The 25565-nt window shown below is 42.5% G+C and carries 14 protein-coding genes; 2 read left to right on the forward strand and 12 right to left on the reverse strand.

Annotated features, from left to right (window positions below):
* Positions 1-358: 358 nt before the first annotated feature.
* The 12 genes from ABZD21_RS00140 to ABZD21_RS00195 all read right to left on the reverse strand — a co-directional run bounded on the left by ABZD21_RS00140 (position 359) and on the right by ABZD21_RS00195 (position 24918).
* Entirely contained in the window at positions 359-1891 is a 1533-nt protein-coding gene (locus tag ABZD21_RS00140; RefSeq protein WP_372771911.1) for a sulfatase, read from the reverse strand.
* A 67-nt stretch (positions 1892-1958) separates the two neighbouring features.
* Positions 1959-2669, reverse strand: a complete 711-nt coding sequence (locus ABZD21_RS00145) for an SGNH/GDSL hydrolase family protein (protein ID WP_372771912.1) — start codon at positions 2667-2669, stop codon at positions 1959-1961.
* Between the two features lie 86 nt (positions 2670-2755).
* The gene (locus tag ABZD21_RS00150; protein ID WP_372771914.1) at positions 2756-3592 is read right to left on the reverse strand and encodes an alpha/beta hydrolase; all 837 of its coding nucleotides are present in this window, start codon (positions 3590-3592) and stop codon (positions 2756-2758) included.
* Positions 3593-4175: 583 nt separating this feature from the next.
* Positions 4176-6974 carry a two-component regulator propeller domain-containing protein gene (locus tag ABZD21_RS00155; protein WP_372771915.1) on the reverse strand — a complete coding sequence of 933 codons (2799 nt, stop codon included), beginning with the start codon at positions 6972-6974 and terminating at the stop codon, positions 4176-4178.
* Positions 6975-7254: 280 nt separating this feature from the next.
* On the reverse strand, positions 7255-8868 hold the full coding sequence (locus tag ABZD21_RS00160) for a hypothetical protein (protein WP_372771917.1): 1614 nt from the start codon (positions 8866-8868) through the stop codon (positions 7255-7257).
* A 28-nt stretch (positions 8869-8896) separates the two neighbouring features.
* Positions 8897-12073 carry a SusC/RagA family TonB-linked outer membrane protein gene (locus tag ABZD21_RS00165; RefSeq protein WP_372771919.1) on the reverse strand — a complete coding sequence of 1059 codons (3177 nt, stop codon included), beginning with the start codon at positions 12071-12073 and terminating at the stop codon, positions 8897-8899.
* Between the two features lie 14 nt (positions 12074-12087).
* Entirely contained in the window at positions 12088-13602 is a 1515-nt protein-coding gene (locus ABZD21_RS00170; protein WP_372771920.1) for a fasciclin domain-containing protein, read from the reverse strand.
* Positions 13603-13628: 26 nt separating this feature from the next.
* Positions 13629-15257, reverse strand: coding sequence for a fasciclin domain-containing protein (locus ABZD21_RS00175; RefSeq protein WP_372771921.1), 1629 nt, complete (start codon positions 15255-15257; stop codon positions 13629-13631).
* 11 nt (positions 15258-15268) lie between these two features.
* The gene (locus ABZD21_RS00180; RefSeq protein ID WP_372771922.1) at positions 15269-16729 is read right to left on the reverse strand and encodes a RagB/SusD family nutrient uptake outer membrane protein; all 1461 of its coding nucleotides are present in this window, start codon (positions 16727-16729) and stop codon (positions 15269-15271) included.
* A gap of 109 nt (positions 16730-16838) precedes the next feature.
* Positions 16839-20075: a SusC/RagA family TonB-linked outer membrane protein gene (locus tag ABZD21_RS00185; RefSeq protein ID WP_372771924.1), complete on the reverse strand. Its 3237-nt coding sequence runs from the start codon at positions 20073-20075 to the stop codon at positions 16839-16841.
* A 20-nt stretch (positions 20076-20095) separates the two neighbouring features.
* Positions 20096-22405: a fasciclin domain-containing protein gene (locus tag ABZD21_RS00190; RefSeq protein ID WP_372771925.1), complete on the reverse strand. Its 2310-nt coding sequence runs from the start codon at positions 22403-22405 to the stop codon at positions 20096-20098.
* Positions 22406-23727: 1322 nt separating this feature from the next.
* The gene (locus ABZD21_RS00195; RefSeq protein WP_372771927.1) at positions 23728-24918 is read right to left on the reverse strand and encodes an ATP-binding protein; all 1191 of its coding nucleotides are present in this window, start codon (positions 24916-24918) and stop codon (positions 23728-23730) included.
* A gap of 249 nt (positions 24919-25167) precedes the next feature.
* Between ABZD21_RS00195 and ABZD21_RS00200 the strand changes: the two genes are divergently transcribed.
* Positions 25168-25395 carry a transposase gene (locus ABZD21_RS00200; protein ID WP_372771928.1) on the forward strand — a complete coding sequence of 76 codons (228 nt, stop codon included), beginning with the start codon at positions 25168-25170 and terminating at the stop codon, positions 25393-25395.
* A gap of 4 nt (positions 25396-25399) precedes the next feature.
* The gene (locus tag ABZD21_RS00205) at positions 25400-25501 is read left to right on the forward strand and encodes a hypothetical protein (RefSeq protein ID WP_372772218.1); all 102 of its coding nucleotides are present in this window, start codon (positions 25400-25402) and stop codon (positions 25499-25501) included.
* The last annotated feature ends 64 nt before the right edge of the window (positions 25502-25565 follow it).

Here is a 25565-nt window from a genome sequence, read left to right on the forward strand (position 1 = left end):
CTGTTATGATTTGTCCCCTGAAGATACTACTCTCACTCAGATCAAGCGTTCGATTTAACTTGTTTCTACCGAACAACTGAAACCAACTTGCTGACATCACAAATGCCCAATTCAATTTATTGTTCCAAGCGACTGTCTGCAACTACTTTACGTTTTCAACTTGGTTTCCGCTGCCTGTATCAGTCACTTCAGCGTTACTTCTAATTAAACAATTGCTGGTCAAAGAATTCAGTTCGACCGGCATACCTGTTGAATTATTTAACACAATACCTGTAGCACTAGCAGTACCGAAAGGCGAAAACGGATTTGTTCCGCTTGGCCTCGTAGATCCCACAAATATAAAATGCTCCACAGCGGCTCAATACTGGTTTGCATGTTCGTAATCGCCAATGCGGAAATAGACATTCCTTTTAAGCGGAATTTGCATTCCGTTGCTATTTTCAAGCCAATCGTACAAATCATTCGCAAACTGCTTGATCATGGGTTGCAGGTCAGTGCGATCTATCAAATTCACCATTTCGTTCGGATCATTTTCCAGGTCGTACAACTCATTGGTGTCCCAAATTCCCTGATATCTGATGTATTTATATTTATCGGTTCTCACCCCGTAAACAGTCGGTGTCATTGGGAAGTCGTACTCCCAGTAGTATTCGTAAAAGATGCGTTTCCGCCAGTTTGTTTCATCACCTTTTAATAGCTGGACGAATGATTTCCCCGGCATGTAGGCTGGTTTTTCCACACCGGCGCATTCGAGAATTGTTGGAGCGACATCAACATTCTGTACCATTCGTTCTACCGGTTCGCCTCCTTTAAAAATTTCGGGACAACGAACCAACATAGGCACTTTCACCGATTCTTCGTAGAAATGACGTTTATCAATCAAACCATGCTCACCCCAGCTAAATCCGTTATCGCCCATATAAATTACCATCGTCGACTCATCCAGTCCGTTCGCTTTCAGCCAATCCATGACACTGCCCACACTTTCGTCAACACCCATCAATGTTTCGCAGTAGCGTTGAATCAGATCGTCGAAAGTTCCATCGGCTGTTCCGTGATACATGTAATCCACACCATGCCAGCTATCGCGCTGCCGCTTCACCCACTCCGGCCAATTCAGCTTTTTATATTCCGAACCTATGGTCTGTGTATAGGTGTCGGGTTTGGTAATCTTCTTGCCTGCATACATTCCTTCGTGACGCTTAGCCGGAAAAAACATGGCATGTACCGCTTTGTGCGAGAGATACATAAAAAACGGCTTCTCCTGATCGCGCTTATTCAACCAATCGATTGCATGTTCGGTCAGCAAATCGGTGATGTAAGTATCTTCATTATACTGCACATTTTCGCCATTAATATTCAGGTTAGGCGCGTAATATTCACCTTGCCCTTTAAAGCTTTCCCAATGGTCGAATCCCGGACGGGGATCGTCATTTTCGCCTCCCATGTGCCATTTGCCAAAAAATGAAGTTTGGTAACCGGCTTTCTGCAGATATTGAGGGAAAAAAGTTAGATTGCCGGGATCGGGAGCAACATTGTCGACAATTGTATGCACATGCGAATACTGCCCTGTTAAAATACTGGCACGACTAGGTGAACACAAGGACGTAGTTACAAACGCATTTTTCATGTATGCACCTTCCGCTGCCATTTTATCGAGATTGGGGGTTTCCAACCAGGGGATCTTTCCTGTAAAACCCATAAAATCATATCGATGATCATCGGTTAAGATGAAAATGACATTTCTTTTTTTAGCTCCTTTAACCGTAGCCAGGGTCAGATTGTCTTGTTTTGATTGATCGATTTTTTCCGAAGAGCCAGCCGATACAGCCCCCAGGCTGCCAACAAAAGCAGCCCCCATGATTAAACTTGATAAGCGAATATTTTCCATTTCTTTTATATTTTTTTTGATCGCCAGTTGGAGATCATTCATTCTTGTTTTTCGAACAGGTAATCCATCACTTGATCAGAGCCGATAAAACCGATGGATAATTTTCACCGGCAACAGTTCCACCACCTTTCGCCCCTGAGCCAAAGGTGATCGAATCGCCAAAACACACAATCTTCAAATTCTCGCTTAGCAAATTATTCGTTTTCAAATATCGGAAGACGAGTTCTCCAATGAAGCGATAACCTAATGCAGTAGGGTGAACTCCATCGGGTTTGCCACAATTCATCGGATTGCGAAAAAACAGATCTTCATTGTGCCGTGGCAGGTTCATTTTATTGAATTCCTGAAACAGATTAATGCAAAACGATCCGCTTTGCCCGGCAATGCGTTGAACAATCTGGCAAACCGTATCCATTTTAACATTTGGTGCTTCCGCAAACAGACTTCGTTCGTGGCGTTGAAACAGATAAACGCTGTCAACCGGAGGCGGACACATCAAAAGAACCTTTGCTCCGGTTGCCTGAATCTTTTCCACAATGAGTGTGAGGTTTTCAGTATAGTCGGAATAAGTGATCATCTTGTTTGAATTCAGCATGTCGTTGGTTCCAACCATCAGAATCACCAAGTCGGGTTGCTTTGTCAACACATCAGAATCCAGGCGTGCCAGTAAATTAACCGTATTGTTTCCACCAATTCCCGCGTTGATGACCTGTGCTTCAACGTTAGTTACTGTGGCAAGGATGAATAGAATTGCGATTTGGAAGACGAAAAGTTTCATGGAGTTTTATCTCGTTAAGTTTTTGATCGTCGCAAAACGATCGTCAAATAGGTTAGTTCTAAATCTCTTAGTTCGTTTCGTTCGGATCAGTTTTTCGAGCTGCCTTCGTTTCCGGAATGAAAGAAATCGCTAAAAAACAGCAGTTGGTATTTGATCGAATTGGCCCAGTATTCATTGTTATGCTTTCCGGGGCGTGCAGTGTAGTCGTGCGGAATATTCCGTTCCAATAGTAGTTCGTGCATCCGGTTGTTGGCATCGTAAAAAAAATCGTCGATCCCGCAGTCGAATATCAGTTTCAATTTTTTTCCATCAAGCAAATGCACCTGATTGATCACCGTGTTTTTCTCCCAGTTCTCTTGATTATCAGCGTAAATGCCCAACCGTTTCGAGAGATCCCAATTGTTCGGAAACGGACGGATATCCAATCCTCCACTCGTACTTCCGGCAGCTCCCCAGATATCCTGGTGACGGAATGCCAAATAAAACGCGCCGTGTCCTCCCATGCTTAATCCGGAAATTGCTCGTCCGTGGCGGCCTTTTATTGTCGGATACGATTGGTCAACCTGAGCAACCAGCTCCTGCGAAATGTATGTTTCATATTTCATAGCCGGATCAACCGGACTATCAAAATACCAACTTGTAAATCCACCATCCGGACACACAATGATGAAATTATACAGGTCGGCATACTTTGCCAAATCAGGCACCTTTTTCAGCCAGTCTTTAAAATCACCTGTGGCTCCATGCAATAAGTACAAAACCGGAAATTGTTCTTTTTGATTCGCATATGAGTCTGGCAAAATCACCAAATTCGGAATCGATTTATTCATGCAGTTGCTTTCTACCCTTAACGTATCGATGTGTGATGCCGATGCTAAAACGACATTTGTAAAGAAGATAAATAATAGAAGTTTGATTTTCATTGGGGTTTTATTTTTTCGGTGTTCTTGAGATTATTCTTCCAGGTTTTCATTTTTTTTCCTGAATAAGGCTTCAAGATAATAATAATGGCTTAAATAATTTGACGCGTCAATTTCGGAACCTTTCGGTTTACGCCCGGTTAAATGAAGCAAAAAGGCCTGAATGATTTCGTCGCTCAATATTTGTGTTCAAAGTTCAAATCAAACTTCCCGGAAAAAAAATCAGGCTGCCCCAAAAATGTTTAGTCAGCTGTTTCATCAAAAACGACTGACATACGAAGCGGGAAATTAAACTCGTACTTGAAATTTTAAAGGTAGGGGTAGAACCTGGAAAGATCAATAAAACAACGCCGTGATGGGTTCCAAATTATAATTTAGCACTCACTAACAAACCGAACTAAAACACTATGGGCAAGCTAGTTAAAAACTACAACACGAGATGGCCAACAAATAATTGTACCATTATTCTTTGGCACCAAAAACTGGCAAGTTCGAAGCAAATGGCTACTAAAAAGATGGAGAATAAAAATGGTAAAACCCGTTCAAAGGTGAATTTAAAGAAATGAGCTTCAAACTGCCCTTCGTCTTATGGTTTTTCCTGTTCGACTAAACTTTTCAGATAATCGGCGGGTGTTTTGCCGGTTTCGTTTTTGAAAATTCGATAAAATGACGTTTTAGAATTGAAGCCGCATTGTTGTGCTATGGCAACAAAGGTGAACTTTTCATAGGCCTTGTCTTCCATGCGTCTTATCACTTCTTCAACACGATATCGATTCACAAAGTCAGAAAAACTCTGGTTTAAATCCTGATTTAAAACCTGTGAAATATCGTTCATCGGATGGTTTATCTCGTTTGCCAGATCGGCCAGCTTAAGATCAGCATTCAGGTATGGTTTGTCATTTTCCATATACCTTTTAAGTTCGGCAACAATTATATCACTTTGACTTTTGGCGATTCGGGATCCCTTGTATTTAGGAGCCTTTTGCGGTAAATCGACCTTTTGTTTCAATTTACCTTGAAGCATTTTGATGTACCGGACTAAAACAAAACCACCAACCAGGGCACACCCAAAAATGATGAGATAAAAAAAGACTGATCGGGTAAATGATCGATGGATATTCACCTCAACAGTGGCCATAGAGGTCAAGTCGTCGGATCCACCATAGGCATTCTTTACTTTAAACACATAGTTGCCCGACTTGAGGTTTTGGTAGAAGACCGTGTTGTTGTGTCCGTTACTTCTCCAATCAGTGTCGTACCCTTCCAGTTTGAACAGATAGAAGTTCTCCATCGGGTTTGCATAGTTCAATAATGCAAAGCGGAAACCGATATTGTTCATCTTGTCCTTTAGGTGAATCACCTTTGTTTCTTCTATTCTTCGGTCTAAAACCGAGCCTTCACCGGGGCTAACTTCATTTCCCGAGACGTAAAAATCGGTGATTACCATTTTCGACGATAACGATGCGTTACCGACATCTTCCGGAGTAAAATAAACCAATCCTTTCTCATTTCCGAAGAAGAGTTTACCGTCGGGAGCTAAATAGGCTGCTGCCGGAGTAAAAACCAACCCGGGCAACCCACTGGACATAGTGTAGCTGGTAAATTTCTGCGATTGGTTTGAATACCGGCAAATCCCTTTTAGTGTACTAATCCAATAACTGCCGGTGCTTATTTCCACAATCGCACAGATCGAATTGTCGGGCAACCCATTCTCGTTTCGATAGGTTACACTTGCCGAAAGCTCCGGGTCAACCATAATAAGTCCGCCCCTTTCGGTGCAGATCCAAATATTTCCAACCTGATCTTCGTAAATATAATTTGTCTTGAACGTGTTATTCGGAATTATCTCCAGATTAATCGGTTCAAGCTTATCTCCGTTCAGTTTGTAGGCAAAAGTTCCATTTATGCTTCCAACCCACATCCTTCCTTTCGAGTCAAATGTAATCTCAAAAACCTGATCGTTTTCTAATTTGCTGTTTTCACGGTTAAAATTGACTACTCTCCGATCTTTTTGCGAATATCGATAGAGGCCATTAAACGATGTAATCCAAAGATTACCTGAACGATCGGTATCGAAAGCGTAAATATTCCCTTGCGACAACATACCATCATCAAAAAATGGATCCAGGCGTTGCTCTTTCAACGAAAAACGGCTTAAACCTCCTCCGTAAGTGCCAACTAAAATATCACCATTGTACGGATAGATTGAAAGGATAATATTGGATCGTAAGCCGTCTTTGGACGAAGCCTGGAACAACTTTAAGGTACCATCCTGAGCTACTTGCACAAAACCATTTCTAGTGCCAAAATATTGCTCGCCTTCCGGAGTGAAGTAAAACGAGCGGATGCTTTTGTTCAATTCCGGGTGGGAAGAAGTTATAGGGTGAAGATCGAAACTGCCTTCTCCTTTTTTGCTGAAACAAAGGCCCGCCGAGTATGTCCCAACCCAATACCGGCCATCGGTATCCTTTAAAAAGGAATAGATTGAATTTGAGCTCAGAGATTCCGGATCATTATCCGCAGATACAATGCGTTTCACTTTACGTGTGCGAACATTGATCACATTCAGACCGCCTCCGTCAGTTCCGGCAAAAATGAGCTCTTTGCCATCACTTGTAATATTTAGGATGATTTTATTATCGGTTTCAACACCTGTGAAAAATGCTTTTGAAGAAAGATCAAATTCAACAATGCCCGCCCCTGCTGTTCCTAAATAAAGCTTGTTACCAATACTACAAATAGAAGTAAACGAACTATTTTCGCCGCGAGGCACCGATTGATGCTGATACAATTCACTTTTCTTGCTTAAAAACGAATATCGAATCAAACCGGCCGTGCTTGCAATCCAAATGTTAGCATGATTATCGGGGAAAATACCAGAAATTGCCAGGGGGCGATTTCCATCCGGGTTGGGCAACTGTAGTTTCTCTGTGTGTAACGACTTTGCATCTAACAAATAAAGTCCAACGGTGGTGCCAATACAAAGGGTACTGTCGGGTAACCTAAGCAAAGTTCTCACGTCCAGATCGATCGAATCAATATCAATGCGTTCAAACTTATTCGATGCTTGCTGATACCTAAATATCCCCGTTGTTGTGCCTACCCAGATATTCTTTTCAAAATCTTCGGTTATCGCCATTACGTTCTCAACCAATCCGTCAAACTGATTGGAAAAAGACCGGAGCTCCACACCATCGTAACGGTCGATCCCATCCAAAGTCCCAAGCCAAATATATCCATACGAATCTTCATAAATCGCATTCACATGGTTGTTGGACAATCCGTTTTCGATGGTAAGCCGCGAAAACGAATGCCCGGAGGCCAAGCAAGATAGTTGAACCGCGAAATACAAACTACATAAAACAAATATTTTGAACCGCACCATCAATTTCTATTTCAAACATTCATCCAAAAAAGTCTCCCAAATTAATAATACTATTTAAAGGAAGTGTAAGGTTTTGGTGTTTTTTGATTGAATTTTTTGGACCTTGAAAGGCTACAACCGAAATTTGCTCGGTTAGCCGACTTCAAAATGTGTTGGTTGCACTTTATCGAAATCGAGTTTTGCAGACTTTCCAACGGGATACCGAAAGTTTATATCAAAAAAAAGTCTGGAACATTTTGCATTTCCAGACTTTCGATCTATCGTATTTCGATTCGTTAAACTACTCTGTTACAGTAATAACATTTGAAGGAATATCCATATCCAAATACCAGTTATCGCGATCTAACAGTTTTGCTTTAACAGATTCGGCTAGTGGAGATCCGGAAGCTGTAAATTTTCCGGAAACGGCTTCTGCCAAAATTGAGCTGTCATCATTGCGTAACGAAATCCGCACCAGGTCGCCCCAACGGTTACCTTCGAACGCTGTTTCCAGCGCCGACTCGTTCAAGATAAACATTTCAACCTGATAAATTGAGTCCGCCTGGCTGGCGGCATCGTAGATTACTTGAGGTTGCAGTCCGGCTCTGCCCCGCACACCCAGGTTACCCTTTGATGACACTCCGCTAGAAACGGTGTAATACTTCGTTTGAGTAAAGTTCAGGAAGCTTTCTGCATTTTCAATAAATCGTGGAGCACCAATTGCAGTTGGAACATCTTTCGGTCCCTGGTTGAGTACGTACAAAGCATGGAGCGGATATCCGGCCCGGTTAATTGCTTCGGCATACTTCAACCAAACATTGGCTGCACGGCAAAGAATCATATAATCGTACTGGTACTTGCGTATTGCCAAACCTTCGCCATCATTGGTGGTTGAAAGGTAGTAGCGATAGTCTACAAAAGCAGTAGTCAGATCGACTGCCAAACGCACCTGCGACATCCAGTTTTCAACGATTGCCATCGATGGTTTCACCTGATAATCTTCAACCAGCGCATAGGCCGTATTGGGCTGGCGGTACTGAAGCGTGAACGGGATATAGTTAATCACTTCAGACGTAGCGACATCCTCATCAAAAATACTAATCCAGTTTACTGTTCCGGAACTAGATGTGTTGCTAGCAAACGAAATGTAGTATTGCGACGTGAGGTTATAAGTATTGCCACCACCTGAGATGTGGCTGTCGAGGAAAAGCTTATACGATGTAGCTGCCATCGCGTAATCTTTAGCCCAGAGGTAAAGATCTCCCAACAGAATATCCTTATCCGGAATCAGTCGGTAAATCTCATTCGACAGCGAGTTTTCATAAGTGGTTACATTCTCCACATTTTGAAAAGGGATCAATGCTTCGATCATTTTTTCCAGCGCCTGATCAAGTGTTAAAAGCGGATATTCTTTTTCAAGATCTTCCACACTCGAGATCGGCTCGGTAATGTATGGTACAGCCCCCGCGTTGATGCCAATCTGGAGGTGAGCCCAGGTTCTAACCCGTAAAATAGAAGCGTACACATTAATTAGTTCGTTGTCGTGAGCGAGGGTATCAATACCCTGCAGCGCGAAGTTACAGTTGTTGATAATCGAGAACAATTCCGTTGGATCAGTCAAACTGTTCCCGGCAGCCACTTCGTGGTTGTTAAGCTGCCTAAGCTCATCAACCGATTTATCTGTAACATCCATCAAATCGGCACGCAGTTCGCCAAGTACCAAATACTGTTTGCTAACATCCTGCAACTGCGAAAGAATTCCAAATAAAGCCGAACGCGCTTCAACCCCGTCCGTACCAAGGTAATCTTCTTCCAGTAATACTTCGTCAGGTGTCACATCAAGCAATTCATCGCACGAAACAAATGACACACAGCTGATCAACAGGAAGAATATAAGTTTATATCTGTTTTTCATATCTTATTTTTTAACCTAGTTTATAACATTACAGTCCTAGTCTTAGTCCCACAAACACCGAAGTAAACTGAGGAGTTAATCCTGCATCAATCCCTTGGGCATAAGCAGTTCCAGACATACTCACTTCAGGGTCGTACCCTACGTATTTTGTAAGGGTGAACAGGTTGTTTGCAGTTAAAGTAATAGCAGCATTGCGAACAAAACCAACCTTGAATTTTGGGCTATAAGTTAACGACAATGTTTTCAGGCGGATGTATGAACCATCTTCAATCCAACGATCAGAGAATCTGCTATTTCCTGCCGGATCACCATATTCTGCACGAGGCACATCAGTGTCGTGGTTATCTGCTTTCCAGCGGCGGGTAGCTACCAGAGATTGATTTGCGAAATTTGACATCGACTCGGTTTTAGCACGCAAGGCATTGTAAATATCGTTTCCAGAAGAAAAAGTGAATACCGCGTCCAAGGCAAACCGTCGATATTGAAAGTGGTTTGAGAACATTCCCACAAAGTCAGGATTTGGATCGCCAATCACCACGCGGTCGTCTGCATTAATAATGTTATCACTCGAATTGGTATTCACAAACTTCACATCGCCAGCCACAAATGCTTGTTCGAAGCCCAGCGGATCGATCCATCCCAATGCGGCGGCATCAGCTTCTGCCTGCGACTGAAATATTCCGTCGGTTTTATAGCCGTAGAACAAGCCCAAAGCACTTCCTTCCTGATTAAGAATTGTTGCGCCAACACCACTCAGTTCAACCAGGTTTTTTTGGTCGGGCAACGCGATGATTTCGTTTTTATAGGTTGCAATATTGAACCCCAAATCCCATTTGAACGATTCTTTATTGATTAAGCGGGCATTCATCCCCAGTTCAATACCGCGGTTGCGAAGCTTTCCATCATTATTCAGATAGCTGTAATAACCGTATACCGGGCTAACTTCTTTTTCACTCAACAAGCGGTCGGTAACATGGTTAAATACGTCGAGCGTAACAGCTAAACGTTCGTTAAACAATCCAAAGTCCAGACCCAGGTTCGTTTTGGTTGTACGCTCCCATTGAATTCCTGTGTTAGCAAGGTTTCCACTCACCAGCCCGGTTCCTTCCAAAAAGCGCTTGGCTATGAAATACGACTCAGCCGTGTAGTTGCCAATACCATCGTTCCCGGTGATCCCGTGACTGGCACGAAGTTTCAGTTGGTCAATCCAATTGTTATCGGCCATAAAATCTTCGGACGAAACCAACCAGGCTGCCCCTATGGCTGGGAAAACACCAAAGTTGGTTGCCCCCAGGTTAATTCCATCTTTTGCATCTTCGCCAAAGCGCGACGATCCGTCGAAAGCTACGTTAAGTGATACAAAGTATTTGTTTAAGAATCCGTAATCGGCATTGGCATACATCGATGCCCATTTCCAGTTACCGATTTCACCCGAAGTAATGGCGGTTAAACGGTCGCCGCTGCCCAGAGACGTAAATTCGTCATCGCCTGAGTTTCCGCTTGTTGACCAGGAATTTTCATAGTTATTCACATTATAGCGGACACCTGCATTAAATAAAAGATTATGCTTTTGGTTGAATGTTTGGGCAAAACTCAAGCGGGTATCGTTATAGATCGAATACAACCATTCAACTTTAATACCCGACGTACGATAAACGACATCTTCGTTGACAGTTACACCAGCTGAAATACCGGTTGAAGGCAAGAACAATTTATCGTTATTCTTGGTATAGTTAACACCAACTAACGTACTCAGTTTCCACTGAGGGTTGAATTCGTAGGTAAACTTGAAGTTACTGAAAATCGAGTAATTCCGGTTTTCGTTTGTCACATTATCAATCAACGCTTTGGGGTTGCTATATCCGCTAATTGCGTCAACACCGGCATAATTTGTTGTCAGAACCCCAGAATCATCGGCCACGTACGGAGTCAGAATCGGAGCCTTTAGCAAAGCCACATACATGGGAGCCGACTGTTCATTCAAGCCTTCATCGCGCATTTCATTATCCTGGTAGTTCACACTAAGGTTTCCGCTAAACGATAATTTTGAAGTGATCTTTGAATCAGCATTAAAACGGGTCGTCAAACGGTTAAAGTCAGTACTGGAAATAACCCCTTCATTGGCCATATAACCAACCGAAAGACCATATTTGGCAACGTCGTCACCACCGGTAATCCGCAAATAGTAATTTTTGCTGTAGCTGTCGCGAAAAACCTCATCCTGCCAGTTCGTCTCATTGTGATAAGTCGTATAATCGGTAAACGATGGGCTTTCGTTGAGGAATGGAAGTTGTGCAACTTCAGCGTCAGTATACAATCCCGAAGAACCAATTTGGTCAACCAGATACGATTTGTACTGTGAGGCGTTCATCATTGGGATGTTTTCAGGCTGAAGATTCATTCCACCTTGTATATGAAAGTCAATCTTAGTCGAGATATCCTTCGAACGGTTCGTTTCGATCAGAATCACTCCGTTGGCTGCTTTCGATCCGTAGATCGAAACGGCATCTTTAATCACCGAGATGCTGGCAATATCTTTTGGATCGATTGCGGAAAGAGCACTAAACTGGTGGCCACCGCTCAGCGAAGCTGAATAAGTGCCCGACTCCAGAATCATACCATCCACTACAACCAACGGCTCAGTAGAACCATTCAGCGAAGAATAACCTCGGATAAACATGTTTGCTCCACTTGCTGGTGTTCCCGATCGCAGGATAGCTCTGAGGCCTGGAACTTCACCCGAGAATTTTTCTTCCAGTGTTTCATAGGTGTCATTGGAAATCTGACCGATCGAAACAACTGAGTTAACAGTTGAAGTCTTTGATTTCCATCCAAGAGGCATCAAAACATCACCATAATAGGAATCAAAGTCTTCTTCAAAAAGTTGAATTTCGAGTTCTGTTCGGCCTTTAATGGCTACTTCCTTCGTTTGAAAACCGGGGGAAGAAACTACGAGTGTTGCCCGGTCGTCGTGAATTTTAATGGAAAACTTACCGTTTTCGTCTGTAATAGCCGATGAAAATCTTTTCAAACTGATATTTATCCCGGCTAAGCCTTGTTTCGTTGTCGCGCTTACCACTGTCCCTTTAACAACTTTTCCCGATTGCTCCTGAGCGTAGGTCCCAATGGAAAAGGAAGTGAGTAGAACAATGGCAACGACTGATATTATATACTTTACCATGATGTAAAATCTAATATTGTTCATTTTAATTAATTTGACTATTGAGCGGGTACCAGTTCGATGTAATCAATACCGAATTCCCTTGTGTAAAGCACAAGTTCGGCATCACTTACATCAACAAACACTTTCAATTTCACAGAGTAAGTGCTGTTTTCGCTACGGTTCACATAAACCGGGAAAGTATAGGTATCCCCGATTTTAACCCGTTCATTCAGGTCGTTAGTAACCAGTCCGCCTTCAATAGGGACAGTGGTGGTCGTTCCATCCATGTTCGAATAGCTCAGTTCATATTTCAGTTCACAACTTGCGCTCGCGCCAACCGGAGCAAACTTGATGTAAATATAGTAACTGGCCGATGCCACTTCGTCAAAAGAAACTTCGAAGTAGTTGTTTGAATTGGAGGCATCGGGTGCAACGAGAAGCGAAACCTCGTTTTTGAAGTAGCCTGACGCGGATATATCATACTTTTTCTGAATCGTCAGATCGGAGGTTTTCCCAATTGTACGTCCCTCGGTATCTTCCACTTCAAAGCGGGAAGATTTGTAGACTACCAGTTTTGGATCCAGGTTCATTTCGTTCATTACAAACAGGTAACCGTTGCTGAGTTTTGTTTCAGAAACGACTTCGCTTTCCGATACAGCGATCCATGTTCCGGTTGACGTTCGCCGGTAAGAACCGGTCAGTTCGCTTTTGCTCACACCCGAAATAACCAGGTTGTCCATAATCACCTTATCAACCGTTGAAGTAACTGCTGCCGGATCGGGAAGACTGTAGTAGGGTTCGAACCTAGTGTAAACCGTGTTGTAAACATCATCCGGAAGTCCAAGAAACGTGTAACTGTTTTCTTCGGAGTTTAAGTCGCCTATAACCGAAAAGTAACTGTTTGAGGCTACAAAAACTGAATCGTAAATGACCTCACCCAACGTATTCTTACCAATAGCCACACTATTGTCAACATCAAACGACATGCTGTTGTAAGGGGTCAGATAGCTCATGATTTTGGGGAACTCATCGGATTGAAGCATATAGCTCCAAATGTTCGGTTTCACCGCAACCAAGCTCCCGATCGTGTGCAAAATACCGTTGCCGGCAATAATGTCCTGCGACACCAGAGCGGCTCCCCCAAAATTAGCTTCACCATCGCTGATGGTAAAATCTTCATATTTTCCGTTCAACATTCGAATCCGGGGGCTTTCATCAGCGTCCAGCGATGTATATGAAAATCGGCAGATATGGTTCCCCAGCAGCGCGTTAAGCTGTACCGGGTCGTTAATCACCTCGTCCGAAAGGCCATCAAAAGCCTCGTTAACAGGGGCAAATACTGTATAGGCCTGCGGATAAAGTAGTACTGAATCGTAACCAACTTTCTCCAACAACCCCACGAAGGTTGACAATTCCGAAGAAGCCTCTGCTTTTGAAAGCAGAAGTTCCCGGTTGGTTGATTCCTCCGTTTGGTAATGGCTATCCCAGGTATCCTGGCAACTATCCAATAAAATAGACAGTAAAAGGGCTGCAACCAAAAGGCTGCATAAATTATTATAATATCGTCTCATTTTCAGATTTTTAGTTTAGTCTTTCGTTAATTGACCGGGATAAACTCAAAATAGTCAAGCGGCACACCACCACTCTTGATGGTTTCAAGTTTGATTGTGTGTCTTTGCTGAACAGGACACAACAATTCCTTGGTGATGACTCGACGCATCGCGCCGTTGGAGTCGTATTGACTAGTTCCAGACTTATTTGTGATCCATTTCAGTCCGTGTCTCCAGCCGGCGGCTTCCATTACAATTGAGTCGCCAGATGATGAAACACTGGACATTTTTGTCCGAACATCCCAAACCGATCCAATAGGTTCGCCATCCCAATACACCTGGAAAATCCCGCGGGCACTATTACCGCCGTTGGCACAGGCCAAAAGTTCGTATTTTCCTTTTGGCAAAACCGGCGTAACAAATTCCATATAAACGAAACTACCAACGTCCCAAATATTATAATTCAAATTGGTGTAATTACTACTTGCCAAATAGCGACAGGTTAAGTCTTCAGGATACCAGTTAATGTACTGATAACTACCATTGGCGACTTTCGATCCTGCTTTTATTGCCTTAGACTGTACTTCTGGTTGATCGCTTACTACATCGAAGAGCATATATTTCGCGAGCGGAATAAAGATATCCATCATTTTATTCAGGGAGTGATATACCCCGTTTCTTACCGGGTTATTACTTGCCGCGGTAATCAATGTTAGCCAGGTGTCATTCACCCCTGTTTCAGTTTCATTGATCTTCAAAACGTTCCCCGATTTTTCAACTTTAAGCGCGTTGTTCTCCAATACAGTGCTAACGAACGCTTCATCAGGCAGGTCTGAAGTATACAGGAACGAACCAACCGCATGATAAGCTATAAAGCGATAAAGCTCGTTTTGCTTATCGGAATAGTCTGTATCATCGGGCGAGTATTTGGCTGCCAGATCCTCAAAAGAGTTGATGTTGTATGCCGCAAATACCTCATCGGTTTCAGCAAAAATGGTATAAAACGCCCTCGATCCGTTGGCGTTATACTCGGTGAGAAGAAAGTCGTACAAGCCCGTTTGTCTCAGTGCCTCAACAAAAATGGTGTACTTACCCGATTTTTCCATCGCCTCGGGAAGCATGTCGGTAAAGGGATCAAGCAACTGATCAAGTACATGTAAAACCCCATTATCCGAAGAAACATCAGGTTTTGTAATCTTGGCTGTTTTATTGATCAATACATCCTGAAGGCCACCTCCCGCAGCAAAAGTAGCTGTAAGGTAATCACCAGTGTAAGTGGTATCGGCCAAACGACCTTCATCGAAAGAGGAAGTGAACTTTTTGGTAGCCAAGGTATGAAACTTGACAATTTGCTTTAATCCTTCAATTTGCTCATCAGATGTTAATTCACTTATCGAACTAGCTCCCCAACGCTCACTAATATAGGTCAGCACGGCTGCATTATTTGGCGCAAAACAGGTATAGCTACCGTATGATTTAAAGGCATTTAAATATCCGGTTTTCTGTAGGACTTCTACATACATTGAAACATCGTCAGGCATTGACTCCAGCGTTTCTGCCAGAGTTAGCGTGGTGGTTGTAAAGTAAGTTGTATCATCCAATTTATCATTACAACTTTCAACGGCAATCACAAGGATCGCTGCAACCAACAACAATATCAATCTAAATTTTTTCATAATAGTTCGATTTAATATTGATAATATGGGTTTTGTTCTAAGTTAGGATTGAGATTAATTTCTCCGCTGTATATCGGCAGAAAATAAGAGGCAGTATCAGAGAAGTTACTAATGATCTCGTCATAGTCATCTGTTGACGTTTTAATTTCGGCCATGGTAAGGATCAACTGGTGCTTTTCGAAATTGTTTCGACGAGCAAACCGTAGTAAGTCGTACCAACGTTTTCCCTCGAACGCAAGTTCTTTTTTGCGTTCCGTTAGAAGTGCAGTTTCAAGATCGCCCTCCGTAATGTTTACCTCAAGCGGCAATCCGGTTGCTCTTTCGTGTACCCTGCTCATTAAAGAGTAGGCCATGTCCAAATCCTTTTTAGTGTCGGAATACAAGTAAGCTTCGGCCTGCATTAGTAGAACCTCTGCATAGCGATAGAAAATCCACGTGTTATAAAACTGCGAACTGGAGCGATAAGATCCGGTAATCGGGCTTACACCGGCAAACTTGAAGATTGCACTGTAGCTTCTGTCGTAACTAGCTAAATGACCACGTTTATCTGTTTCGGTAATCGGGAAAAGCTCTGCCATCAGCGTATAAGCTTTGAAAGTAGGGCTGGCATAATAGTAGTAGTTTTTCAGCGTTGAGAAAAGCACGTCGAACTGAAGCTCAAAAATGCCTTCGCTCGAATTTCCTTCAAAGAATATCGCGTCAAACCATTCCGATCCACTCACTAGTGAGTACTTATTTAATGCCGTAATCGCATCACAAGCATCAATACATTTATCGTACTGGTAGCTCCACAAATAAGTGTCGGCCAAAATTGCCAATGCTGCTCCTTTGGTCATCCGCCCTTTGTCGTAGGCACTACTTTGCGCATAACCTTCCGGCAGGTATCCAATAGCTGTTGTCAGGTCTTCTTCAATCTGGTCAATAATCTCACTCTCTGTATTTTTAGAGACATAGAAGTCAGTCTGGTCATTCAGGGTTGCTGTAAGCACCAGTGGAACTTCTTTGAAATTCTTCACCAGAATCAAATAATTCAGCGCCCTGATTGCCAGTGCCTCACCCATATACTTGTTCATCTCATACTCACTAAACGTAGGGTCGAGCTCCTGAGCTTGCGGTGCATAGGCGAGTACCATATTACAATAGTTGATCGTTTCGTAGAAATTCGACCAGGTTGACAAAGTGCTACTTACTGTATTGTAGTTCTTCATCATATTTTGCTGAGCACTGCTGGCATTCACGGAGACCAACATCTCGGCTCTCAGTTCTCCCCACATAATAACCCGATCGGTAAAACCCGATTCGTTCATAGCGGCATAACAGGCAGCTACTGCCGAGTTAACCTGCTCTTTGTTTTGCCAGAATTCGTCCTGTACCAGGTTGTCCTGAGGTTCCAGTTCCAGATAATCTTTACAGGAAGTTGTTGCCATCAAAAGCCATGAAAGGAGGCAAATCGATCCATATTTTAATTTCATACCAGAGAAAATCGATTTTCTTAAGCAGAAGGGAGTCTCATTCGAGCGATTCCCGTCTTTACTGTTATATCGTAAGTTTACTTTTTTCATATTGCCCAAACTTTTCTAATTAAAATGTAGCATTTATACCTAAAGTAAACTGGATGGAACGAGGCGTTTTATTCGTATCGTATCCAAGTGTTTTCCAGTTTGAGCTTTGGCCTGTTTCCGGGTCTGTACCCATATAGTTAGTCAAAGTAAACAGGTTATTACCGGTCACATAACCAGCTAACTTTTTCATTCCAAGTTTCTGTGCAAATGTTTTAGGTACATCGTATCTCACTGTTAAATACTTTAGTCTCATAAATGAGGCATCTTCCAGGAAGCGGTCGGAACCCAAGGTATTCACCGTGCTGTTGTAATGCGCGCGCGGCACATCAGTTACCTGACCTTCATATCTCCAACGTCGCAAAACAGAAGTGTTCTGGTTATCGTAGTTTGTCATGGCTTCAGTAGTCATCCGCGCCAGGTTGATTACTTTTTGGTTATAACGGAAGTTGAAGAAGGCTGTCAACCGAAAGTTCTTATACTTAACTACAGGTCCAAAACCACCAACCAGCAATGGATTTGCGTTACCGAGATAAACCACATCGAGGCGGTTGATGTTTCCATCATGGTTCACATCCTCGTACTTGGCATCGCCACTTGCAAAGGCTTTTGAATTGTTAAATTTCATTCCTTTTGCTGTACCGTTTATATCGTAAATAATGTTGCCATCTTCGTCGGTAGCAGCCAGCTCATCGGCACTGGCGTAAACACCTTTGTAACGATAGCCATAGAACGAACCAATCGGATTATCTTCCTGTATTCTTTTCAGATAGCCATCAGATCCGGTTGCCAGAGGGTCTCCATCTTCAACATCCATCGCATCGGTAATCCGTTTGATCAGGTTTACGTTTCTGGAAAAGTTGAAGTTGAAATCCAAAGCGAAATTCTTTTTCTCAATCACTTTTGTCATCACACTTACCTCAAACCCTTCGTTATTAATATCACCCAGGTTCAGGTAGGCCAGTGTTGAGAAACCGGACGTCGAAGGGATCGACGTATTTTTACTCAGGATATCTTTTGTTTTCTTCCGATAGATCTCCACATCCGCGTTTACGCGGTAATTAAACATGGTGAGGTTAAACCCAAGGTTCTCCTGAATAACTGTTTCCCATTTCAGACCAGAAAGCTCGATGTTTGTTGGATAAGCCGGACGCACATCGATGTAATTGTAGCTATAGGAACCATACGTACTGTACGAACCATAGTTAAAGCTTGGCGCATTACCGTTGACACCATAACTACCTCTAAAGCTCAATTCATCAACAAACTTCAACCCGTCCATGAAACGCTCCTTCGACATGTCCCATTTAAGAGCAATACTTGGGAAAACACCATTCCGATAATCACTTCCGAACTTCGAGTTACCCTCAGAACGAACACCACCACTAATGGTATATTTTTCGTCGAACTGGTAGTTGAACATGAAGTTGGCTGCAAGTGTCCGGTTTGAAGAGTAAGAAGAACTCAGCGAGTTTCCGGAACCCTCGAGACGAGCTTCGCTAATGGGAGTTTGCAGCAAGCTACTTGGCGAGTTACTGGTTTCGACATAATAACCAATACTATTTTTCTCGTATGTTTCAAATTTACCCCCGACAAACAACGAGTGTTTTTCGCCCATTTTAGGATTCCAGGCCAATTTATTTTCGGTGCGGATCACATAAAACTCCGCATCTTTATAAATGGCATTGTTTGCTAATCCATCTGTCCAGCTAACACCAACCGCCTCTTCGGGAATAAATTGCAAGGTCCGGTCGTTGCTCACATCAAACGACACTAACATATCGTAGGTCAGGTTCTTGATCGGACGATAATTTACGCGGAAAATTGGCGTGATCCGGTTATTGGTAACTTTATACTTCGACAGGTTCGCCATAGCCACCGGGTTGTAGTACGATGAACCAGTCCCCTGGAAAGCATCAACCGGAGTATAATACACATCGGTAGGATTACCCTCACTATCAACTTCATAGATCGACATGTTTGGCATTTTACGAAGTGCCAAATCACGAAGCCCGCTATACGATTTGTCAACACTGCTGTGACTAAACGATAGCTCTGAAGAAACACGGATCTTATCCGAAACATAGTAGTCGAGAATGGCACGGGTAGTAACCAGATTACTTCCGGTACCAACGGTCGTACCTTGTTGGTCTTTCATTGTTGCCGAAATACGATAGGTTGCCTTGTCGCCCCCACCGGATACCGACAAGTTATGCTCGTGGATGTATTCCGTTTGTGTAATCTCACCGATCCAATCGGTATTTTTATTGTATAAATTGTATAGTTCGTAGGTTGGGTCGTACTCAATTTGAGGAATCGATCCAGGGTTTCCGTTTGAAGAAGCCATCAACTCTTCACGAATCAACGTGGTATATTGGTCACCGTTCAGCATAGGAAAACCATCAGGCTGGAACCCAATCGTACCCTTATAAGTATAGTCGAAGACCGCTTTCCCTGATTTACCACGCTTGGTCGTAATCAACAGTACCCCGTTGGCTGCGCGCGAGCCGTACTGAGCTGTAGCGGCAGCATCTTTCAGCACCGAAATTTCTTGTATATCTTCCGGCGATACCCCAATCAGAGAGGCATATCCTTGTTCGTCGGCACTACCGAAATCGAACGATTCATCGATCGTAGTTTCAAATGGCACACCATTAATTACCACGAGTGGTTCTGATGAAGCATTAAGCGATGACGTACCACGGATACGGATTGACATACCCGCTCCAGGTTCACCGGATTCGGCAGTAATGTCTACCCCACTCATTCGCCCCTGCAACTGGTCAACAACCGAACTTGCCTGAACATCGCTAATGTCTTTGGTCTCCAATGTTTGCATCGCGGTGGCAATCCTCGACTTATCCAGGTTGAAGTCACCGGTATTTACAATCTTGGTAGCGCGAACCTCAACTTGTCCGAGTTCCGAAACATCTTCCTCCAGCTTTATATTGAGTTTGGTTTTATCCTTTGGCGTTACGCTATGAGATTTGAAACCAATAAATGAGAAAGTCAGGGTGTTGGCTGTATTAGAAACCTTCAGCGCATAATTACCATCCAAGTCAGTGGTTACCCCCGAAATGATACGGTTGTTTTTGTCTTTTTCGGCAACTGTAACACCAATCAACGGCTCTCCGTCGGTAGAAGATACTACTTTCCCGCTAATTAATACTTTTTGTTGGGCTTTCACTCCCGAACCCACGAGGAGCAGGACAATCAGGATAGTCCACCCAAATATTTTGCTAGTTAACGATTTTTTCATATTCAAAAATTTAAATTTTCCTATTTTAAATAGCTGTCGATTTCGTGAATAACAACCATTTTAGACAGGATATTAACCTTGCCCCCGGTTTTTGCCAGAAGAGTCGTGCCCTCCGTGTCCATTATCTCAAGCGACATTGTTGCATGATCGTTATAAACCGTAAACTCCTTGTACACCGGAACATAATCAATGATTTTATCCACAAACAAACTACTAAATGATCCCGTTGTCGAGCCATCGGTTGGTATCGCTTGTTGAATAAAATGCTTCTTGGCAAATTTTTGAAGTGACAATACGGCTGTAGCCTTTTCAACTGGCTCCATGCTGCTCAAGCTAGCCGGGTCAGGAATAACACCATCGGTAATCGCTTGCTGAACGGCGGCATTGTTTGGAGCCAAAAGAGTGTACGACTTGCGAAGATCCAGAAATCCAATCAGGTAGTCACTACTGAATCCGGAGATCGCAACTTTCGCATCCGCGCCATCCAGAACTTCCAGGAACTTGCTGAATTCATCCGGATTGTCGGTTAAGGCCCCATAAGTATATCGGGTTGGCCGAATCACCGGACCGTCCATCACCAGGAAGTGACCGTTGGTTGTTTCGATATCTTCGACTAAATTAGACGCTGTACCGGCTGCAATATCACCTCCCCCGGCAAAACTGCTACCATTGTTGGTTACTTTTACAAATTCACCTGATCTGGTTTGGTAGAAATTATCCTCTGATCGGTCAACTGGTTCATCAATAATCTGATTCAACACGATACTCTTAAGGGTTGTATTTACGTAGGTCACATCGGTTGAACTGACTGTTGTTGCGGTCGGATCCGGGTAGATCCGGTTATTGGCAGCTGTAGGGTCACCGGTAACCGAAAGATAAATGACCGACAAGTCCTCATTATAACCAACAACGGTTACTCTTCTGTAAGGGCTATTTGGATCCGGCATATCAACAATCTGGTCATTTTTCAAACCAACAACCGTAATGTCGATCCCCGAGCCAGTCAGCGAGTTGTCGATTCCAAGATCTTCAATCATTTTATTCATGATTGAATAGTTCGCGTCAAGAACCAGTGGCCCCAAACAAGTCGCAAATGTGGTTGGCGTAAATACTTTGTCAATCCCTACAAACATCCCGTTGCTACACCATTTCTGGTCAACAACATTCGATTCAGACATCTCCAACAACTCGAAACCAATATTAAACAGGCTTCCGTAGTGGCCTGGACACATGTCCCAAAAGTCCATTATGAAGTTCATGTTTATTACGATACCAACGACATCCAATGGCATGTCGTCATACGAATCGTAATAACGCCCCAACAAACTGTTTCCACTCAAATACTCGGTAAGGGCCTGATCGGTAGGAGCAAACAACCCTACAGCGTTGGCATAAGTTCTGTCGACATTATTTTTCAGAGCGGGGTAAGTCTCACTATTTGGGTTGTAAGCCGGGTAATTACTGGTAATACCAGTAAGGAAAGAAAGCTGGAAGATTGAATCCTGCTGTCCGGTAACCGGGTTGTCAACTAGTTCCTTAAAAGAAAAACTACCAAAGCGGTCGATCATATTCTTGAAAATAGTGTAACTCCCTGTATTCTCTTCCGATACCAAGTTCTGGTACAAGTTTTCGCGGGGTTCAACTACCTTGTCTAAGATGAAAATCAAGCCGTTCTCAGTAATCACATTTTCCTCTGTTACGTTGGCATCAGCAACACGCATCGATCCGGAATATGATTCCCCCGGAAAAAGGAACTCATAGTCCTCTGGATTCAGCGTTTGCGAATCGAAATATTCCTGAATGAAATAGGACTGCGATAACACCTGCGAACCACGTGGCGCAAGCTTATACGTTCGATCGGTCCAATCCTGGAAATTCGGGTAATCTTTCGAATCTACATCGATAATAGAGTCCACTAATTGTGTGTATCTCCTAAAAGCAGAACCTGCATACCACTGACTCTTATAGTAAGTCAGCGTGGTTGTGTTATAGGCATCCAGAATGATCGAGAATTTGACTATATCTGTGGCTCTTTTCCAGGGTAGTTCATCTACCGAGCTATAGCCGTTTTCCTTCAAAAAAGCTTCAAAAGCCTCATCATCCGGGGCAAAAACGGTCCATGAACCACTCTTCTGCAATCCTGCGGCATAAGAAGTGCGGTCGAGGCATTTCAGGTAGTTGGTAAAGTTACCGCGAGCCTCAAGAGTTTCATAAATTGTTCCTTCAAGGTCATCCGGTGGTGCAAAGAACGGGTCAATTTTTTCTTCGCATCCCAGAAGGCCGATAAACATTACAATAATTAGTAAGAATCTTTTCTTCTTAGTTCTCATAAAATTATAATTAAGTTAGGCATTAGATAAGTTCATTATAAAGTGTAGTTGGAGTATTAAACTATTGGCAAATTCCAGTGTCTATCATCGAAGCCACTGTGGTTGATCGTACTTTGAATTGTAAATGGGGAATGGAAATATTGCGATAATAGCAAATGCGACGATTCAATTTCAGGCAAGCAGTTTCTTCAACAGGCCAGACCGAATTCCGGAGGTTGGTTTCGTTTTTTTTCATAAATGTTTAGTTCAAAAATAAAATCGGATTGAGCTATTAAAGTCCATTAATGGCCGATTCCGTTTTTATGTGGTTTGGTTTTAGCTGATCTAAACTTAGCGCATTTTGTACATATACTCAGTTAAAATTCCGGCTGTAAAAGTTCCATATTATAATTTGGAACCCGACGACAACCAACACTATCAACCTCTCCTGCTGACACTTACACACGCCAACCTTAAAAATAAATCTGGATTATTGTTCCAATTGTTTTATGGCACCGGAAAAGTGAATTTTCGAACGGAGAATCCACCATTGATAACTGAACTCAATATTTTATATCGACAAGCTGTGGGCTGAAAAAAACCAATTCAGAATTTTCTATTTGGTCAATTATCAGGATAGCATTCGTCCAAATTCATTCACTAATTCAAGTGGAATGGACTGATCGTCTCTTAAAATCAGGATCCCTCCCCCAGAAGGCAGTTCTTGATCAGAGCCGGTTAAAACAAGCTCCATGTTAATCGCACGAAAAAGGAGAACAAACGATGGACGGAACCAACGTCAACTTTACAAAAAATAAGAGAGAGTGAGAGTGAGACAATCGGAAACAGGAACGACACCTTATTATTATAGGTGTAAACAAAGTAGAACAAGAGGCAAGAGTAGGATTGATACAAGTGGGCTTTCAAAAAACACGAGCGTGTTCGAGCTTAATAGTTTTCGATACCGACGATGCAGAATATACGCGCGAGCCCAGATTCTGGTTCTGATCCAAGAAACATCAATTTCTTCCTTTTTAGACTAGCTAAAATTTATGCCTAAAACCAAAATCCCCCTGATTTTCCGATTGATCCCTAAAAAACAAAAGCCTCACAAGTTATGTACTTGCAAGGCTTTATCGATTTTCGGTGTGACTCAGCTGGGATTTGAACCTATCTCTATTTCCAGCTGATTATCAATATTTTCGCAAACGCTTAAATCGTAAGGTCTCGATATAGTCTCGACTGATAATCAATACATTACAGCACAAATATAGGCAAATATAATTGAAAGATCCAATTAAAAGCTTGCAACATCAGTACTGTCATCGCACCATTCTAACACGTCAATATAAAAAGCCAAAGAGCCAAATCGGAACTTTGTTCCCATTTCCAATCTCTATATCATCTGCAGCAATCAAATAATTATCCAAGTGCTTCACCTGGGAGGCATTCTTATTTTTACCGCCAACTTCAATCGTTAATCCATTTATTGCAAAATCTCCTTCCGACGGTGAACTGGCTTGCATCCCGGCATTCAATAACTGGTTTAAAACAAATGTCTCCCTGATATTTCCCATATCCGGCTTTTCCTTTAACGCAAAGGCGAGATTTGTATTCTCCAGAAATATCTTATCCGGCTTTTGTAGGGTAGATACTCCCTTGCCTTCTGAACTCAACGTATTCAGCAACCTTGCATCTTTTAATTGGTAAATGTATTGGTACACACTATCCCTGCTCAGATCCAGCTTACGGGATAACGCTGCAATATTCGGTTTGAAAGGCACCGACTCTGAAATAACACCCAACAGTTTCTTAATTTTTGTTGCCGTTCCAGTGTTGTACCCCGCAATATAAGCCAGATCCGTATCAACAATCGTATTGATAACCTGATTTAGTTTCAGCAAATAGGAATCCTCTCCTTCTACAATTATAGGCAAATACCCTACTTGTAGATATTTTTGAAAGGCAGGCAATGGCCGGAATCCATCCGTTATCATCCGGCTCAGTTTTCGGTGATCACTAATTATATCATCGATACTTACTGCATCAAAGCTTATCTCACTGGTAAATAACAAGTACTCCCGAAAAGAAAGGCCTGCAAGCAGATAACTAACTACCCTTCTACTTAAATCTGCTTCACCACGATAGATGTCCAGAGCAGAAGAAGCGGAAAAAATAACCTGCATTTCGGGTAGACCGTCATAGATGTTTTTCAATTCGACGGACCAGTTAGCGTATTTATGAACTTCATCAATAAACAGGATCTTTCCGCCTTGCTTATACCAATCATTGGCTGTTTCCAATAAGGTATGATTGTAAAACCAGGTATGATCCGCAGTAATATAAAGTGCATTAGATGGTAAGCCGAGGTCATATTTCAAATGCTGCAACATCAGTGTTGTTTTACCTGCTCCACGTGGTCCCTTGATACCAACCATACGTTGGCCCCAGTTAATTTGCTTATGCAGATATCTTCGAAAATCATTGGTTACCGGACGCAACAGGCTTTCTTGAAATTCAAATAGTACATCCATAATTCTGTCGATTTAATACGACAAAAATAATATAAAAATGTCGATTCGGATCGACATTTTTATATTGACACCATTATTCTTTCAACAGATCAATTAATTTGGGTAGGCATACAAGATCATGAATAATCAAACGACCAAAAAATAAGGAGGCATTGCCTCCCTATTTTCAAAACTTGATCTGGTGGAGTTGCTACATTTGAATGGACAGTAGGTTAAGGTATGATTGCCGCTAAATTATATCTTAGTATTATGAACAAAGCAAGAAGGACTTTTACAAGAGAATTTAAGCTTAACACAGTTGAGCTGAGTTACGAAAGAGGCAACATAGTTGAGTTAGCCAATGAGCTAAAGATCCGGCCAGAGTTAATTTATCGATGGCGTAGTGAGCTAGCCAGCCAGGAAGGAGTAAGTTTTCCGGGAAACGGCAATCCTAAATTAACTGAAGAACAAGAAACAAACGATTGTTTCCGTTTTTGAATATATCGAAACCTGGTACAATACACAGCGGAGTCATTCTGCATTGAACTATTTGTCACCAGAAGAATTTGTGCAAATGATGAACAAACAAAAAATGGCTGCATAACTTAACTCAATGTCCACTTTTTTGTAGAAACATCAGTTTCTTCCTTTTTAGACTCGCTAAAATT

It is taken from the genome of Mangrovibacterium sp., from assembly GCF_041596335.1.
Classification (GTDB): Bacteria; Bacteroidota; Bacteroidia; order Bacteroidales; family Prolixibacteraceae; genus Mangrovibacterium.

Bases quoted from the DNA above. Each gene is read 5' to 3' on its own strand.
- ABZD21_RS00195 (WP_372771927.1), bottom strand. From the start codon at position 24,918: ATGGATGTACTATTTGAATTTCAAGAAAGCCTGTTGCGTCCGGTAACC.
- ABZD21_RS00150 (WP_372771914.1), bottom strand. From the start codon at position 3,592: ATGAAAATCAAACTTCTATTATTTATCTTCTTTACAAATGTCGTTTTA.
- ABZD21_RS00200 (WP_372771928.1), top strand. From the start codon at position 25,168: ATGAACAAAGCAAGAAGGACTTTTACAAGAGAATTTAAGCTTAACACA.
- ABZD21_RS00160 (WP_372771917.1), bottom strand. From the start codon at position 8,868: ATGAAAAACAGATATAAACTTATATTCTTCCTGTTGATCAGCTGTGTG.
- ABZD21_RS00175 (WP_372771921.1), bottom strand. From the start codon at position 15,257: ATGAAAAAATTTAGATTGATATTGTTGTTGGTTGCAGCGATCCTTGTG.
- ABZD21_RS00185 (WP_372771924.1), bottom strand. From the start codon at position 20,075: ATGAAAAAATCGTTAACTAGCAAAATATTTGGGTGGACTATCCTGATT.
- ABZD21_RS00180 (WP_372771922.1), bottom strand. From the start codon at position 16,729: ATGAAATTAAAATATGGATCGATTTGCCTCCTTTCATGGCTTTTGATG.
- ABZD21_RS00155 (WP_372771915.1), bottom strand. From the start codon at position 6,974: ATGGTGCGGTTCAAAATATTTGTTTTATGTAGTTTGTATTTCGCGGTT.
- ABZD21_RS00145 (WP_372771912.1), bottom strand. From the start codon at position 2,669: ATGAAACTTTTCGTCTTCCAAATCGCAATTCTATTCATCCTTGCCACA.
- ABZD21_RS00165 (WP_372771919.1), bottom strand. From the start codon at position 12,073: ATGAACAATATTAGATTTTACATCATGGTAAAGTATATAATATCAGTC.
- ABZD21_RS00170 (WP_372771920.1), bottom strand. From the start codon at position 13,602: ATGAGACGATATTATAATAATTTATGCAGCCTTTTGGTTGCAGCCCTT.
- ABZD21_RS00140 (WP_372771911.1), bottom strand. From the start codon at position 1,891: ATGGAAAATATTCGCTTATCAAGTTTAATCATGGGGGCTGCTTTTGTT.
- ABZD21_RS00190 (WP_372771925.1), bottom strand. From the start codon at position 22,405: ATGAGAACTAAGAAGAAAAGATTCTTACTAATTATTGTAATGTTTATC.